Source organism: Brevibacillus sp. BD137 (assembly GCF_041644655.1).
Classification (GTDB): Bacteria; Bacillota; Bacilli; order Brevibacillales; family Brevibacillaceae; genus Brevibacillus; species Brevibacillus brevis_D.
On the sequence record NZ_JAOTNO010000004.1, the window covers coordinates 398,394 to 412,401 of the forward strand.

At 47.1% G+C, this 14,008-nt stretch carries 15 protein-coding genes; 8 read left to right on the forward strand and 7 right to left on the reverse strand.

Translation table 11 applies throughout. The features are described 5' to 3' along the window. Window positions 1-139 precede the first annotated feature (139 nt). Window positions 140-1,078: an ABC transporter substrate-binding protein gene (locus ODZ53_RS11855; protein ID WP_372677198.1), complete on the reverse strand. Its 939-nt coding sequence runs from the start codon at window positions 1,076-1,078 to the stop codon at window positions 140-142. Between the two features lie 250 nt (window positions 1,079-1,328). On the opposite strand from ODZ53_RS11855, the gene ODZ53_RS11860 reads away from it, so the two are divergent. Next, on the forward strand, window positions 1,329-1,538 hold the full coding sequence (locus ODZ53_RS11860) for a hypothetical protein (protein ID WP_372677200.1): 210 nt from the start codon (window positions 1,329-1,331) through the stop codon (window positions 1,536-1,538). Window positions 1,539-1,608: 70 nt separating this feature from the next. After that, the gene (locus tag ODZ53_RS11865; RefSeq protein ID WP_016741012.1) at window positions 1,609-2,025 is read left to right on the forward strand and encodes a VOC family protein; all 417 of its coding nucleotides are present in this window, start codon (window positions 1,609-1,611) and stop codon (window positions 2,023-2,025) included. A 76-nt stretch (window positions 2,026-2,101) separates the two neighbouring features. On the opposite strand, the gene ODZ53_RS11870 is transcribed toward ODZ53_RS11865, so the two are convergent. Further along, complete coding sequence (locus ODZ53_RS11870; protein ID WP_372677202.1) at window positions 2,102-2,482, reverse strand: VOC family protein; 381 nt, start codon at window positions 2,480-2,482, stop codon at window positions 2,102-2,104. A gap of 158 nt (window positions 2,483-2,640) precedes the next feature. Between ODZ53_RS11870 and ODZ53_RS11875 the strand changes: the two genes are divergently transcribed. Further along, entirely contained in the window at window positions 2,641-4,371 is a 1,731-nt protein-coding gene (locus ODZ53_RS11875) for an ABC transporter ATP-binding protein (protein WP_372677204.1), read from the forward strand. A 1-nt stretch (window position 4,372) separates the two neighbouring features. Next, window positions 4,373-6,217 carry an ABC transporter ATP-binding protein gene (locus ODZ53_RS11880; protein WP_372677206.1) on the forward strand — a complete coding sequence of 615 codons (1,845 nt, stop codon included), beginning with the start codon at window positions 4,373-4,375 and terminating at the stop codon, window positions 6,215-6,217. Window positions 6,218-6,273: 56 nt separating this feature from the next. Here the strand turns inward: ODZ53_RS11880 and ODZ53_RS11885 are convergent, their stop codons facing one another. From ODZ53_RS11885 to ODZ53_RS11895, 3 genes are all read right to left on the reverse strand, one after another. Continuing rightward, window positions 6,274-7,011: a class I SAM-dependent methyltransferase gene (locus ODZ53_RS11885; protein ID WP_372677208.1), complete on the reverse strand. Its 738-nt coding sequence runs from the start codon at window positions 7,009-7,011 to the stop codon at window positions 6,274-6,276. Continuing rightward, window positions 7,008-7,766, reverse strand: coding sequence for an MBL fold metallo-hydrolase (locus ODZ53_RS11890; RefSeq protein ID WP_372677210.1), 759 nt, complete (start codon window positions 7,764-7,766; stop codon window positions 7,008-7,010). Before ODZ53_RS11890 ends, ODZ53_RS11885 begins: the two co-directional genes overlap by 4 nt. 83 nt (window positions 7,767-7,849) lie before the next feature. Then, window positions 7,850-8,116 carry a CD3324 family protein gene (locus ODZ53_RS11895; RefSeq protein WP_372677212.1) on the reverse strand — a complete coding sequence of 89 codons (267 nt, stop codon included), beginning with the start codon at window positions 8,114-8,116 and terminating at the stop codon, window positions 7,850-7,852. 286 nt (window positions 8,117-8,402) lie between these two features. Here ODZ53_RS11895 and ODZ53_RS11900 point away from each other — a divergent pair, with 286 nt between their 5' ends. Both ODZ53_RS11900 and ODZ53_RS11905 read left to right on the forward strand, forming a co-directional pair. Beyond that, entirely contained in the window at window positions 8,403-8,618 is a 216-nt protein-coding gene (locus tag ODZ53_RS11900) for a hypothetical protein (protein WP_372677214.1), read from the forward strand. A gap of 86 nt (window positions 8,619-8,704) precedes the next feature. After that, window positions 8,705-9,535 (forward strand): prohibitin family protein, encoded by an 831-nt coding sequence (locus ODZ53_RS11905; protein ID WP_012685219.1) that lies wholly within the window; start codon window positions 8,705-8,707, stop codon window positions 9,533-9,535. Window positions 9,536-9,583: 48 nt separating this feature from the next. On the opposite strand, the gene ahpF is transcribed toward ODZ53_RS11905, so the two are convergent. Then, window positions 9,584-11,113 carry an alkyl hydroperoxide reductase subunit F gene (ahpF, locus tag ODZ53_RS11910; protein ID WP_372677216.1) on the reverse strand — a complete coding sequence of 510 codons (1,530 nt, stop codon included), beginning with the start codon at window positions 11,111-11,113 and terminating at the stop codon, window positions 9,584-9,586. Window positions 11,114-11,126: 13 nt separating this feature from the next. After that, the gene (gene ahpC, locus ODZ53_RS11915; RefSeq protein ID WP_199929254.1) at window positions 11,127-11,690 is read right to left on the reverse strand and encodes an alkyl hydroperoxide reductase subunit C; all 564 of its coding nucleotides are present in this window, start codon (window positions 11,688-11,690) and stop codon (window positions 11,127-11,129) included. Window positions 11,691-11,999: 309 nt separating this feature from the next. Between ahpC and ODZ53_RS11920 the strand changes: the two genes are divergently transcribed. Then, window positions 12,000-12,491 carry a PH domain-containing protein gene (locus ODZ53_RS11920; RefSeq protein WP_372677218.1) on the forward strand — a complete coding sequence of 164 codons (492 nt, stop codon included), beginning with the start codon at window positions 12,000-12,002 and terminating at the stop codon, window positions 12,489-12,491. Then, window positions 12,491-14,002 (forward strand): PH domain-containing protein, encoded by a 1,512-nt coding sequence (locus tag ODZ53_RS11925; protein ID WP_372677220.1) that lies wholly within the window; start codon window positions 12,491-12,493, stop codon window positions 14,000-14,002. Before ODZ53_RS11920 ends, ODZ53_RS11925 begins: the two co-directional genes overlap by 1 nt. The last annotated feature ends 6 nt before the right edge of the window (window positions 14,003-14,008 follow it).

The window sequence follows — 14,008 nt, forward strand, 5'->3', positions numbered from 1 at the left end:
TTAAAGCAGTGTGCGGTTTTCCTTACTCACTAGGTGATCGTGTAAATCATCCATGGCACATCGCCTCCGTAAAGGACTAAGCCTGATTGAGAACACACCACCGAGCTCGATGAGTATAGTATGAGCAAAGCCCATCTTTTTATTCACTCATCTTTAGCATTTGTTTTCGAACAGCATTTAAAAACTGTTGGTTGCTGTAGGCAGTGCCACCAGCTAATCCTGGTTCAACTGCATTCACGTACATTTGATCAGCTTTGACTGCACGTAGATTTTTCCATGCAGGCTGCTCTTGTAACTGCTTGAAAGCGGGCTGGTCTTCTTTTGTGACCATCACAAATAAGTAGTTGGGATCTTCTTTTGCCAAAGCATCCATAGAGAGCGCAGTACGCTCCTTCATATTCGCGACGACATCTGGGACAGGCAGGGCCAAGTCCGTATATAACAGGTTATTGTACCGTTCATCCTTTGGATAGGCGTAAAAGGAGCCTTCTTGGAACCACAGCGTCAGCACTTTCTTTTCCGGGAGTGGAGCGAGCTTGTCGCGGAGTTCCTGTGCATTTTGCTTCACTTTACCTATAAAGGTATCCAAATTGTCATCTCTTCCACGAACATCAGCGAGCAGACGCAAGTTTTCTTGCCAATGAGCTCCGTTCGTGGAGACGGGAATGACGGATGCAGCGGTTTGCAATTTGGCCAAGTCTTCCTTGGAGATCTTGTCAGTTGTCATGATGACGTCAGGTTCAAGGGCAACCAGCTCACTTAGGTTATCTGTTATAGGATAGGGGAGCTGCTTGGCATTTCTGATCATGGCTTGATATTCCGCCGGAAACTTTCCGTTTTTGTCTACCGTAGCAGCGACGGGCGGGATTCCCAGCAAGAAAGAATCTTCGTACGAAGCAGGGAAGCCTACGAAAACAATAGCTTTGGTTCTGGCCGGAATTGTATAAGTGTTGCCTAAGTAAGTGATCGATCTGGTCGGTTTCGATGCCGCTGAATCGCCCGTTTGTCCACCATTTCCGCAGGCTGCCAGGACGAGGAGCAAAGCGGCAATCGGGATAGCTAGTAGCCGTTTATACATACAGGTCACTCCGTTCTTACTTCTTGTGTTATCAGGAAAGTAGCAGGACTCATGTAAATTATAGGCTACCCGATCCATCCGTCGCTGTTACATTCCTGAACATTTTCAAACATTCTGCTGTAACCTTTTTCCTGCTTAAGACACTAATGGGTATCCAAGAAAATTTTCGCATAGGAAAGTAGTCGATCAGCCGACAGCAAGAGAATGGAGGAGCTTCTTTGTATGAAGAAATGAAACATCAGGTCATCATATGGGGGGCTATACAGTTCATTTTGATGTGGACAGGAAACAGGTGATCGGAATCATTCTTCCGTATGCAGAGGATTCTAAACCGCTTCCTAACAAAAGCAAAGCAATGTCACGGGAAGACGCGACTAGTGTATACGTCACCCATCGTCCGCTCCGATTGGTCTACAAGCTGATGGAGAATCCGGCTACATGGCAAAATAGCAATCCATAAGAAGCCTCGGGTAATCCGAAATGCTAGGATATAGACATCAAGGAAAAACAACCCCGAGGAGGAAGTACACATGGCATTGCAATCCAAACAAATTTTCGTTAATTTACCGGTGAAGGACCTCAACAAATCGATCGACTTCTTTACGGCAATCGGCTATGAATTTAACCCGCAATTTACGGATCAAAATGCAGCATGCATGGTGATCGGCGAAAATATTTTTGCCATGCTGCTCGTCGAAGAGTTTTTCCAAACCTTTACGAAAAAAGAGCTGACGGATGCAACCAGAAGTACCGAGGTCATTGTCGCGTTGTCTGCGGACAGCAGAGCGCAAGTCGATGAGATCGTAAACAAAGCATTTGCTGCGGGCGCAACTCCATCGAAAGACCCGGTTGACCATGGCTTCATGTACGGCTGGAGCTTTCAAGATTTGGATGGCCATCTGTGGGAGTTCTTGCATATGGATCAAGGCGCTGTTCCACAGGAATAAAAGACGGAGTATACGAACTAAGGGCAAAAAGCACGGGATCGAAAAAAGATTCCAGCTTTTTGCCCTTTTTTTTCATTCAATACTGGCACATCCCAAGTGGATTCCCGTCTGGGTCAAAAAACGTCAGCACCTTCGTAGACCCAAATCCATCAATCGGGGTTACCCTCACCCCACGCTCTGTTAACAGCTGATGTGCTGCCTCAATGTCCGCGGGAAGAAAATTATAGTATTTGCCTACACCAAATTGATTTTCCGGAAATGTCATCGGCTGATGGTTCTCTACGCGCACGAGACAGATTACGGTGCTTGATTCATCGGAGATCTGCATCGTGACTGCCTCCTCTTCCACAAACAAAGGTCTGCACCCAAGCTTTTCTTCATACCATTTTGCAGAGGCACCGGGGTCCTTCACAGGTATAAAAACCCCTTCCATACCTTTTAACAGTGATTGAGCCATCCTTTCATCTCCCATTCGACCAAAAATCTATCGCCTATCATTTCGACGACAATGGTAGGAAAAACCTGTAAGTTCCACACTTTCATTTTGACAATCACTCGTGACATTTCGCTAGCTAAGCGTTATCTTGTACGTAAGAACACAGATGGGGTGAACGGATGCGCTTCTACAATAAATACATAAAAAAATACGGCGTAGTCGCCGGGATTTCCATGTTTTTCTTAGCGTTGGAGGCGGTATGTGATCTATTGCAGCCGACGATTCTGTCTCACATTATCGATACGGGTATCGCAAACCGGGATATGAACTACGTGCTCAAGACAGGCGGGCTGATGCTGCTCGTTACGGCATTGGGGGCAGTCGCGGCATCGATCCGCAATGTGCTGGCGACATACGTGTCGCAAAACTTCGGTGCGCAGCTGCGCGCAGATTTGTTTTCCAAAGTGCAATCCTTACCCTTTGAAAACCTGAACAAGTTCGATAGAGCCTCACTCGTGACACGTCTGACTAATGACGTCAATCAAGTGCAGATGTTTGTAAACGGCATGATGCGAATATTCGTCAAAGCGCCGTTGATGTGCATTGGTGGGTTGTTTATGGCAACCCAATTGAACGTGGATTTGGCTGTGATTCTCGCTGTTGTCGTGCCCATTGTGGGTCTGTTTATTTTCTTGAATATGAAAATCGGTTTTCCGTTCTTCCTGAAGGTACAGCAGGCGCTTGACCGAGTGAACGGTGCGATGCGTGAGTATTTATCTGGGGTACGAGTCGTTAAGGCATTCAATCGCTTTGATTTTGAGCGTGGCAAGTTTACACGGGCAAACGAAGAGCTGCAGTCCAAATCGGTTTCGGCTACGCGGGTGATGTCCATCTTCAGTCCAGCGATCATGCTGACGATGAACCTCGGAATTGTCGCGGTTCTCTGGCTTGGGGGGCTTGGCGTAGAACAAGGAAGCATCGAGGTCGGTCATATCATCGCGTTTACGAACTACATGACGCAAATCCTGTTTTCACTCATGATGATTTCCCTGGTATTTAATATGTTTGTGCGGGCCAAAGCATCGGCAGGACGCATCGGAGAAGTATTTGCGGAGGAAAACCAAATGAGCTGGAAAGAGGAACAACCTCACGAGCTTCCAGGCAAAAAGGGACGCATCGACTTCGAAGGGGTCAGCTTCTCGTATGATGGAGAAGCCGGTCAGCCAGTACTCAAGCAGATTTCGTTTACTTGTCTGCCGGGGGAGACAGTCGGGATTATCGGGTCGACAGGCTCTGGAAAAAGCAGTTTGGTTGGTTTGATTCCACGGTTTTATGATGTAACGGAAGGCACGATTCGAGTAGATGGCATCGATGTACGCGACATCGAACCGAAGCGATTGCGCGAAAAAATGGCGATTGTGCCGCAAAAAACCATGCTGTTTACGGGCACGGTGATGGAAAACATTCGTTGGGGCAAGGCAGAGGCGACCCACGAGGAGGTCGAGCAAGCGGCACGTATGGCGCAGGCTCACGAGTTCATCTCCGCCACTCCTGAAGGCTATGAGACACGCGTAGGACAGGGAGGAGTCAATTTCTCTGGAGGACAGAAGCAGCGTATTTCCATAGCCAGGGCCATGGTGAAAAAGCCGGAAATCCTCATTCTCGATGACAGTACAAGCGCGGTAGATGTGGCGACAGAAGGGAAAATTAAGGATGCGCTCCGAGCCTATGCGGCTGGCCTTACCTGCATTTTGATCGCCCAGAGAATTACCTCTGTCATGGATGCGGACAAAATCATCGTGCTAGACAATGGAGAAGTTGCGGGCATCGGTACGCATGACGAATTGATGACCTCTTGTCAGGTCTATCAGGAAATCTTTCAGTCACAAATCGGCCGGGAGGTGAAGTAAGGTGAGTCAACAGAAGCAACAACAACCTGTCTTTTCACCGAGACCTGGCCGGGGCTTTGGACATGGTGCTGCCAGAGGTCCAGTCAGTAAGCCCAAAAATTTTTCAGGTACGCTAAAAAGACTCTGGCAAGCTTTTGGCAAAGAAAAGAAGCTGCTGCCGATCGTATTCGCCATTGTATTTGTCGATGCACTCCTCATGCTGTCTGCACCTTATTTGATCGGAAAGTCGATTGATGCGATGACAGGTGGCGAGGAAGCTCTTAGTTTTTTGTCTATCCTCATTCTTGCCTTGCTCGGCTCGTACATCCTCGATGGGGCACTGACGTTTTTGCAAAGCTGGTTGATGGCAGGCATCTCACAACGGATCGTCACGAACCTGAGGCAGGCCCTTTTTGACAAGCTGCAAAAGCTGCCGATTGCTTATTTCGATTCGCGGACGCATGGGGAGTTAATGAGCAGGCTCACGAATGATATCGACAACGTCAGCAGCTCCATTTCCCAATCTACAACGCAATTGATGTCAGGGGGGATCGTGATCCTCGGTTCGCTGGTGATGATGCTCGTCTTGTCTCCGATCCTGACACTCGCATGCCTGATCACAGTGCCACTCGTGTTTCTACTCACACGAACGATTGCCAAACGAACGAGCGTACTGTTCAAAAATCAGCAGATGGAGCTGGGCAAGCTAAACGGGCACATTGAAGAGACGATTTCAGGCATTCAGGTGGTGCAGGCCTTCAATTATGAGCAAAAAGCCATTGAGGACTTTACGACGATCAATGACCGGCTCAGCAAGATCGGGATGAAGGCACAAGTCTGGACGGGCTTTCTCATGCCGATCATGAACGTGATTAACAACCTCGGCTTTGCCATGGTGGCGATTGTCGGAGGTGTTCTCGCTGTCAAAGGATTGATCACAGTCGGTGTGATTGCGAGCTTTCTCAGTTATTCCCGCCAGTTTGTCCGTCCGCTGAACGATCTCGCGAACATTTTCAATGTGCTTCAATCCGGTGTTGCTGGGGCGGAGCGGGTGTTTGAGGTATTGGATGAACAAGAGGAGCCAGTGGATTCTCCGGGTGCCACTGTGCTCGCACAGCCGAAGGGTCACGTTGTTTTCGATCAGGTCAGCTTTGGCTATCGTCCAGATCAGCTGATTTTGAAAAACATCAGCTTCGAGGCACAGGCAGGGAGTACCATCGCGTTAGTCGGACCGACGGGTGCAGGCAAGACCACCATTGTGAATTTACTGACGCGGTTTTATGATGTGACCTCGGGTACGATTTATTTGGACGGAAAAGACATTCGAGAGTATTCGCGGGACAGCTTGCGGCGCAGCTTTGGCTTTGTTTTGCAGGATACGTACTTGTTCTCTGGTACCATCAAGGAAAATATTATGTACGGCAAGCCGGATGCGACAGATACGGAGGTAGTAGCCGCTGCGAAAATGGCAAATGCAGATGTGTTCATCAATCGGCTTCCGATGCGTTATGACACGATGCTGACGGAAAATGGGGGTAACCTGAGTCAGGGACAACGCCAGCTTTTGGCGATTGCCCGCGTCATACTCGCCAAGCCCTCGCTGCTCATACTCGATGAGGCGACAAGCAGCATCGACACACGAACAGAGCTGAATATCCAGGATGCGCTCCTCACCATTATGGATGGGCGTACGAGCTTTGTGATTGCACACAGGCTTAATACTATTCGGGATGCCGACACGATTATGGTCGTGGATCGGGGAGAGATCGTGGAAAAAGGCAGTCACGATGAACTTATTGAGCAAAAAGGTACCTACTATCAATTGTTTTACAACCAGTTTAAAAATCTGGAGGCTTCTGGGGAATAACAGAGCACCCCGTCCAAACACGGAAATGACGTGGAGGACGGGGTGCTTTTTAATAGTTAGGATGCTGTTTTGCTGGCGGCGATCAACAAGAAGATCGGCCGACGGATTTCGTCTGGCATCCCGGGTATATCCAGCATTTCTTCAGGAGGGCCAGGCTCAGCGACTTTTGTAAGGTGAAATCCGGCAGCAAGGAGATCGTTCATATAGCTTGAAAACGTTCGGTGATACTTGACGACTTCATGATCCAGAAAGTTGGTTTGCCGGATGCCCTCCTGCTGATAGTTGTCCACAGGCCAGTGCAAGCGTTCGCCCCTGGGTCCGTAATGCCAGTCCTGTTCAGCCAGAGCAGTGAAGACGGGATGCTCCACGGAGAAAACGAAGGAACCTCCATGAGCAAGACAGTGATAAACACGTTGGCAAAGCAAGTCAAAGCGCTCCACATAATGGATGGCCAAGGAGCTGATAACGACGTCGAATTCCTCTGGAGCAAAATTAATGTCTTCGATCGGAAGATGCAGGTACTCGATGGCGGGATCTGTTGTCGTCTCTTTGGCACGCGCCAGCATTTTTTCGGAAAGGTCCACACCCACAACGGAGCGGGCCTGCTGCTCACGCGCATATCGGCAATGCCAGCCGAAGCCGCAGCCTAGGTCGAGCACTTTTTTCTCGCGAAGGGAAGGCAGTAGCTCTCGAAACGCGTACCATTCTCCCGCGGCGTTCAGTCCCTCAACCGAACGGGCCATTTGACTGTAGGTGGTGAAGAAACTTGGCTCATCGTATTTGTTCTGTTTCATCCGTGCAAAACCTCCTGGGTCGGGTCGTAGGCCTGGAGTAGTTCCCGCAGCGCTTGTTTGACATCCCCCTGAAACGCTCCACCGTGATAGCAAATCAACTGCTCGATGTCATAATCGAGTAAGCGTCGGACAGAGCGAATCGCTTCCTGCATATCCAGCGTATAGGACGGATTGGCGATTTCGAGTCTACCGTTTTCGATGACAACAGCGTCACCGGCAATCAGTGTTTTGCTTGCGATCAAATACAATGAAATATGTCCCGGCATATGTCCAGGTGTATGAATGATCTCGATGCCGCCGCACAAAGGCAGGCGTTCGTGATTCGTTACGGTTCGATCAACCACAGAGGGCTCGATGGACTGCAAAAAGCGAATAAATTCCTCAGCATGCTGCTTTTCACCTGACGCCAGATGGTCCAGTGTTGCTTGCGCCTGTTCCAATCGCAAAGATGTCTTTTGTCCTGCGATGTACGGTGCTTCGGATTCGTAGGCGATGATTTCGAGGTGGGGATAGGTTCTTTTTAACGCTGCCAAAGAACCGATGTGATCCATATCGTGATGCGTCACAATGACCTTCGTAAGGTCGTCGAGCGTAAGCTGTTGCTTGTGTGCGGCCTCCTGAAGCAGTGGCAAAAAGTCCGGATAACCACAGTCCACAAGAATCAGTTCATGCTCATCTTGCAGCAGCACAGGGGTAATGACCTGTGCAGATCCATTGTACATAAACGAAATGGCGAGAAAGTGAATCTGGTTCATACGTTGTCCCTCCTGACTGACTCATCTTAAAAAGGAGTGTAACGCAAGAGTAGAGCAGACACACGGTCGACCTTTTCTCTGTCTCATTTATGTCCACGAATAATGCGCCGAATACTGTGTTCGGTCAAGTAGTGTTTCTGGGCGAGCATTTTGACAGAAGCCCCTTCGCGATAGGCTTGCCAAATCGCTTGATTACGCTCGCTTAGCCATTGCTTTGTGTCTGTGGATGCGCCCCATTGTCGTTTGTTTTCGTGGTGGATCGGGATGTACAAGTAACTTCCTTGTACGTAATGTTGAATTTGCCGCAGCAGATCGTCTGGCAATAGGTCTTGTGCATTTTTGTATCTCATGTGCTGTGCTCCTGTCTATATAGCGTGATGTGCGTATATAGATGAGCAAAGAGATCCTCAACTCAATATGGGAAAGGCTCTGAACCAAGAGAAAGAAGAACTCTTTGCTCAGAGCCGCATTCGGCTCTTCGTACATAAGGGTCTCGCATTTGAATCATCTCCCTTCTTTTCTCTATAGTAGTGAGAAAGGGAAGCTCCTTCAATAAACATCTTTTCCTCGATTGCAAAAGAAAGGGTAAGATGAGAGGGATGCATAGATTGTTTTTGGGATGGAGATGAGAAATAAATGAGTCTTGGCGGCTTTCAAAGCGGCTTTTCCGCTCGCAAGGTATCACGTTCGGAAGTGCGGTGGGGACAGTTTTTAATATGCAATCACGGGTGTGAGGAAGTCATCCAATTGATTTCGCATGTATCTGGTGAAGTCGAATTTGAGCTATGCAAAATTGAGGCAGAGCGCATGGCGCATGTTTTGTTAGAAGCTTCGAAGACAGAGCGCTTATGACATGTACTTTTCATAAATTTCTTGAAACTTATAGCCCCCTCTCTCGTATACATGAATGAGCATGTATAGATAGAGGGAGGACGAGTATGAGCGACAAAAATGTTGTAAAAATGAGTCCCTTTCAAGCAGGAGGAAAGCTGATCGCAACGATTGTGATACTGGTTGCGTTGGTCTTGCTTGGCACGCAATCTTTTACGATTATTTCCGCAGGGCATAGTGGGGTTGTGCTGCAACTGGGAGCGGTACAGCCAAAAGTGTTACAAGAGGGCATGCATTTTAAAATTCCGTTCATTCAAACGGTGGTGCCGATGGAAGTGCGGGTGCAAAAATCAGAAATGAGCCAGACTTCTGCTTCACGTGACCTGCAAACCGTCTCTACGACAATTGCTGTTAACCATCATTTGGATGCAGAAAATGTCAATAAACTGTATCAGCAAGTGGGATTGGAGTACAATAGCCGAATTGTTGATCCTGCCATTGCCGAATCATTTAAAGCCGTGACTGCTCAATACACAGCAGAAGAACTGGTATCCAAGCGTTCCGAGGTCAGCCAAAAGGTAAAAGAAGTCTTGCATAAAAAGCTATCGAATTATAACATCATCCTCGACGAAATCAATATTCGCGAGTTTACTTTCAGTGATGAATTCAACCGCGCCATTGAATCCAAGCAGGTGGCCGAGCAGCAAGCGCTCAAATCGAAGCTGGATTTGGAGCGGATCAAGATCGAGAAAGAGCAAGAAATCACAAGAGCAGAAGCTCAGGCACAAGCGCTGCGTCTGCAAAAGCAAGAGGTTACGCCAGAGCTGATTCAGCTCAGACAGATTGAGGCGCAGCTCGAAGCCATCCGAAAATGGGATGGAAAGCTGCCGAGCGTAACGGGTGGAGCTACTCCGTTTATCAACGTGGGTACTAAGTAACCAAATAAATAAACAAAGCCACTCCCTTGAAGAGGAGTGGCTTTGTTATTAGTTGCGGATGAGATAATCGAAAGCTCCCAAAGCTGCAGTAGCTCCAGATCCCATCGAAATGATGATCTGTTTATAAGCACTGTTCGTGCAATCACCGGCAGCAAAAACACCAGGGATGTTTGTAGAACCATGGCTGTCTACCACGATCTCACCAAAGCGAGTGCGCTCAATCGTTTCGCCCAACCAATCTGTATTCGGTACCAGACCGATCTGTACAAACACACCTTGCAATTCAATGTGCTTGGTTTCACCTGTCTCACGCTCGATGTAAGAAATGCCGTTTACTTTATCCGTACCCGTAATTTCTTTGGTTTGAACGTTTTTGAGTACAGTGACATTTGGCAGACTGTAAAGACGATCTTGCAATACTGCGTCAGCTTTCAGTTCTGGCGAGAATTCCAGAACGGTTACATGTTTCACAATACCTGCGAGATCAATCGCTGCTTCCACACCTGAATTACCACCGCCAACAACTGCGACATCTTTGCCTATGAACAAAGGACCATCGCAGTGAGGGCAATAAGCTACACCCTTGTTCTTGAACTCTGCTTCACCCGGTACACCCAGATTCCGCCAACGAGCACCTGTCGACAAGATGACTGTCTTACTCTTCAGAACAGCGCCGTTTTCGAGTTCGACTTCGATCAGATCCTTCTTCTCCAAACGCTTGGCACGTTGCAGCTTCATGACATCAATGCCATACTCTTTTACTTGCTTTTCCAAGTTGGCTGCGAGCTGAGGACCTTCAATGTATTTCACACTGATGAAGTTCTCAATGCCCAATGTGTCATTGACTTGACCGCCAAGGCGTTCAGCAACGAGACCAGTACGAATCCCTTTGCGTGCTGCATAGATCGCTGCACTAGCACCTGCTGGGCCACCGCCCACAACAAGCACATCATAAGGGTCTTTATTGTCAAACTCGGATGCGTCCGGAGCAGAACCCAGCTTGGCAAGAATTTCTTCCACGGTCATACGGCCGCTTTCGAAAAATTCACCATTGAGGAAAACGCTTGGCACAGCCATCACGTTTTTGCTCTCTACCTCGTCCTTGAATACGGCACCGTCAATCATTGTATGAGTAATACCAGGATTGAAGATACTCATCAAGTTCAGAGCTTGGACAACATCTGGACAATTGTGGCAACTCAAGCTGATGTAAGATTCGAACTTATATTCACCACGAAGGTCTTTGATTTGATCAATGACACTTTGCTCGACCTTTGGAGCTCTTCCGCTAACTTGCAAGAGAGCCAATACCAAGGAAGTAAATTCGTGACCCAGCGGAGTACCGGCAAAAACAACGCCAGTATCTTCGCCGACACGGTTTACGCTAAAGCTAGGTGTGCGAGTGAGTTCTGCTTTCTCCACACTGATCTTCAAAGACATGCTGGCTAGCTCATCAATCAGTGCAAGCATCTCAGCGGATGCCTCATCCGTGCCTGCACTGACTTTGAGTACAATATCGCCTTCCAAGAGCTCGAGATATTGTTCTAGTTGCGCTTTGATTTCTTGGTCAAGGGCCATTTTATATCACACCTTAAATTTTGCCTACGAGATCAAGGCTTGGTTTCAGTGTTTTGCCACCTTCTTGCCATTTAGCTGGGCAAACTTCACCTGGATTGTTGCGAACATATTGTGCTGCTTTGATTTTGTTGATCAGAGCACTTGCATCACGGCCAATGCCACCAGCAGTAATCTCAACAGCTTGGATGACACCGTCTGGGTCGATGATGAATGTACCGCGATCTGCCAGACCATCAGCTTCGATCAATACGTCGAAGTTGCGGGAGATCACATGGGAAGGGTCACCGATCATGATGTATTCTACTTTGCTGATTGCTTCAGAGCTTGCGTGCCATGCTTTATGAGTGAAGTGAGTATCTGTAGAAACGGAGTAGACTTCAACACCGAGTTCTTTCAAAGTTGCATATTGGTTTTGCAGATCTTCGAGTTCAGTAGGGCAAACGAAAGTGAAGTCTGCTGGGTAGAAGCAAACTACGCTCCATTGACCTTTGAAGTTTGCTTCTGTTACTTCGAGGAATTTACCTGTTTGGAATGCTTGTGCTTTAAAAGGCAATACTTCAGTTCCGATGAGTGACATAGTGTTAGCTCCTTTATATGTTTTTTGTATAGTACATATTCAGGACATGCGTAACGAGGCATGCTTGAATATAATTTACAATGATTATTATTTAATAAATGATTCAGTAAGTCAAGTTTTTTATAATGATTATAATGTGATAATTTTTACAAGCCGTTTTCTCCATTATTTAGTATGATTCGAACGGCATAAGAGTATTCGTTTTGCTGCATGAAAAATTGACGATTCGTTCGTAGAAACCAGACGGAATGTTTTACGTATGAAATAAAGGGAGCATGGACAGCGGAATAAACATACAGGAGTGATGATATGCCTTCTCGAATTAGCGCACCACAGAAGAACTTGTCCAAGGATGCGTTCAAAGTACAGCTTATTACTGCGGGGATTACGGTTGTAATCGGGATTGTTATTTTGACCGTTCTTTATTATCTAGATAATCGTTTTGCCTGGAAGGAATGGATGGGATGGTGTTTGCACGGATTGCTCGTTATCGGTGTGATCGCAACGATCTGGTCTTTTGTCGAGCCGTATTTTTTATATAAAAGCTGGCGGTATGATATCGATGAAGATTTCCTGCAAATGAAATTCGGGGTGATCACAGAGAAACATTTCCTTGTTCCCATGACGAAAATTCAAGCAGTCTCAACGAAACAAGGACCAATTTTGCGAAAGTACGGGCTGTACACCATCTCGATTAAAACAATGGGCTCCTCACACGAAATTCCAGGGTTGCCGGGGGATGTCGCTTCTCAATTGAGAGAACAGATTGCACACTACGCCAAATTAAAGGAAGTGGAGTAGTGATGGAAGCAAAACGATACCATCCACTAACGATCCTTTTTGATCTCATCATCCAAGTTAAGCATCTGTTTTTTCCTGCGTTGATTCTGTTTGTGTTCAACCATGACTCGACAAACGCATTCATTACATACGGGAGAATTGTTTTTTACATCTATGTAGGAGGGATGCTGGCCTATCTGCTTATGAAATGGGTTTCGTATAAGTATAGGCTGGATGATACAGCTTTCCATCTTTACGAAGGGATTCTTACGAAGAAAAAGCAAACGATCCCCTTTAGCAAAATCCAAAACGTCAATCGACATACGACGTTGCTGCACCGGATTTTTAAAGTGACTTCTATCCGGTTTGAAACAGGGATGGTTGGCGATGATTCTAGAGTGGAATTCGCGGTGATTTCTGTAAACGAAGCAGATCGACTGGAGGCATTCACGAAACAGGCAGTGCGATTAGAGAAAGAGCCTGAGGCTGAAGGGAAAGCAGGAGTCTCCCCGGAGGAAATCGGTACGCCGTATACCAATCCTGATCGAGTCATTCACTTTACGCCAACGAAGAAAGAGATTATCAAGGCTTCCTTCACTTCTCTCAGCTTCCTCGGGATGATTACGTTACTGATTTGGGCGTACTTCAAACTCACCGAATATATCGACGTGGAGGAGCAAGTAGTAGGTATTTATTCGCTGATTATGAGCTCGTGGATATGGATCACGCTGACAGCCGTTGGACTACTTGTCCTGTCCATCGTATTCGGCATGGTTACGACTTATATTCGTTACGGAAAATACGAGATTTCTTCGGATCATGACCGGATTTACATTGCCAAAGGAGTCATTGAAGAAACGGCTTTTTCGATCGCAAAGGATAGAGTGCAAGCGATTAAAATCAAACAATCCTTGCTAAAGCGCATGTTGGGTCTCGCCGAAGTCAAGCTGACGGTTGTTGGCGGGGACAGTGATTCGGATAAGGATAAACAGGATGTCAGCTCCCTCTATCCATTTCTACCAATAAAACGTGCGTATGAGATGATCGCAGAAATATTGCCTGCGTATGAAGTGACGGAAAAAATGACGAGTCTCCCCAGAAAATCGTTATGGGTTCGCTTGGTCAGATCGAGCTGGATTTGGATGATAGGCACAGGTGCGCTTTTCTATTTCAAGCCGAATATTTTGGGGTGGGAGCAAGCCTGGTGGGTTATATCCATTGCGTTGACACTGATCATCCTAGCCTTCGAAGTCATTGAATTCTACAACACGCGATACACCTTGAATGATCATTTTATTCAGTTCCAAACAGGGAGCCTAACTACAACCTTATATATCTCCAAACGAGAAAAGATTATTGAGGTCAACGTCAAAAGAGGCCTCCTGCAAAAGCAGCTAGGACTTGCTTCGATTAAAACAGTCAATCGTGCCAAACCAGTGAGTCATAGAGGGGTAACAGATGTGCCGATTGAGTTGGCAGAAGGGTTTTATCAGTGGTATATGGGACGTAGAAAAGAGATCAAAGTAAAGTAGAAGAGG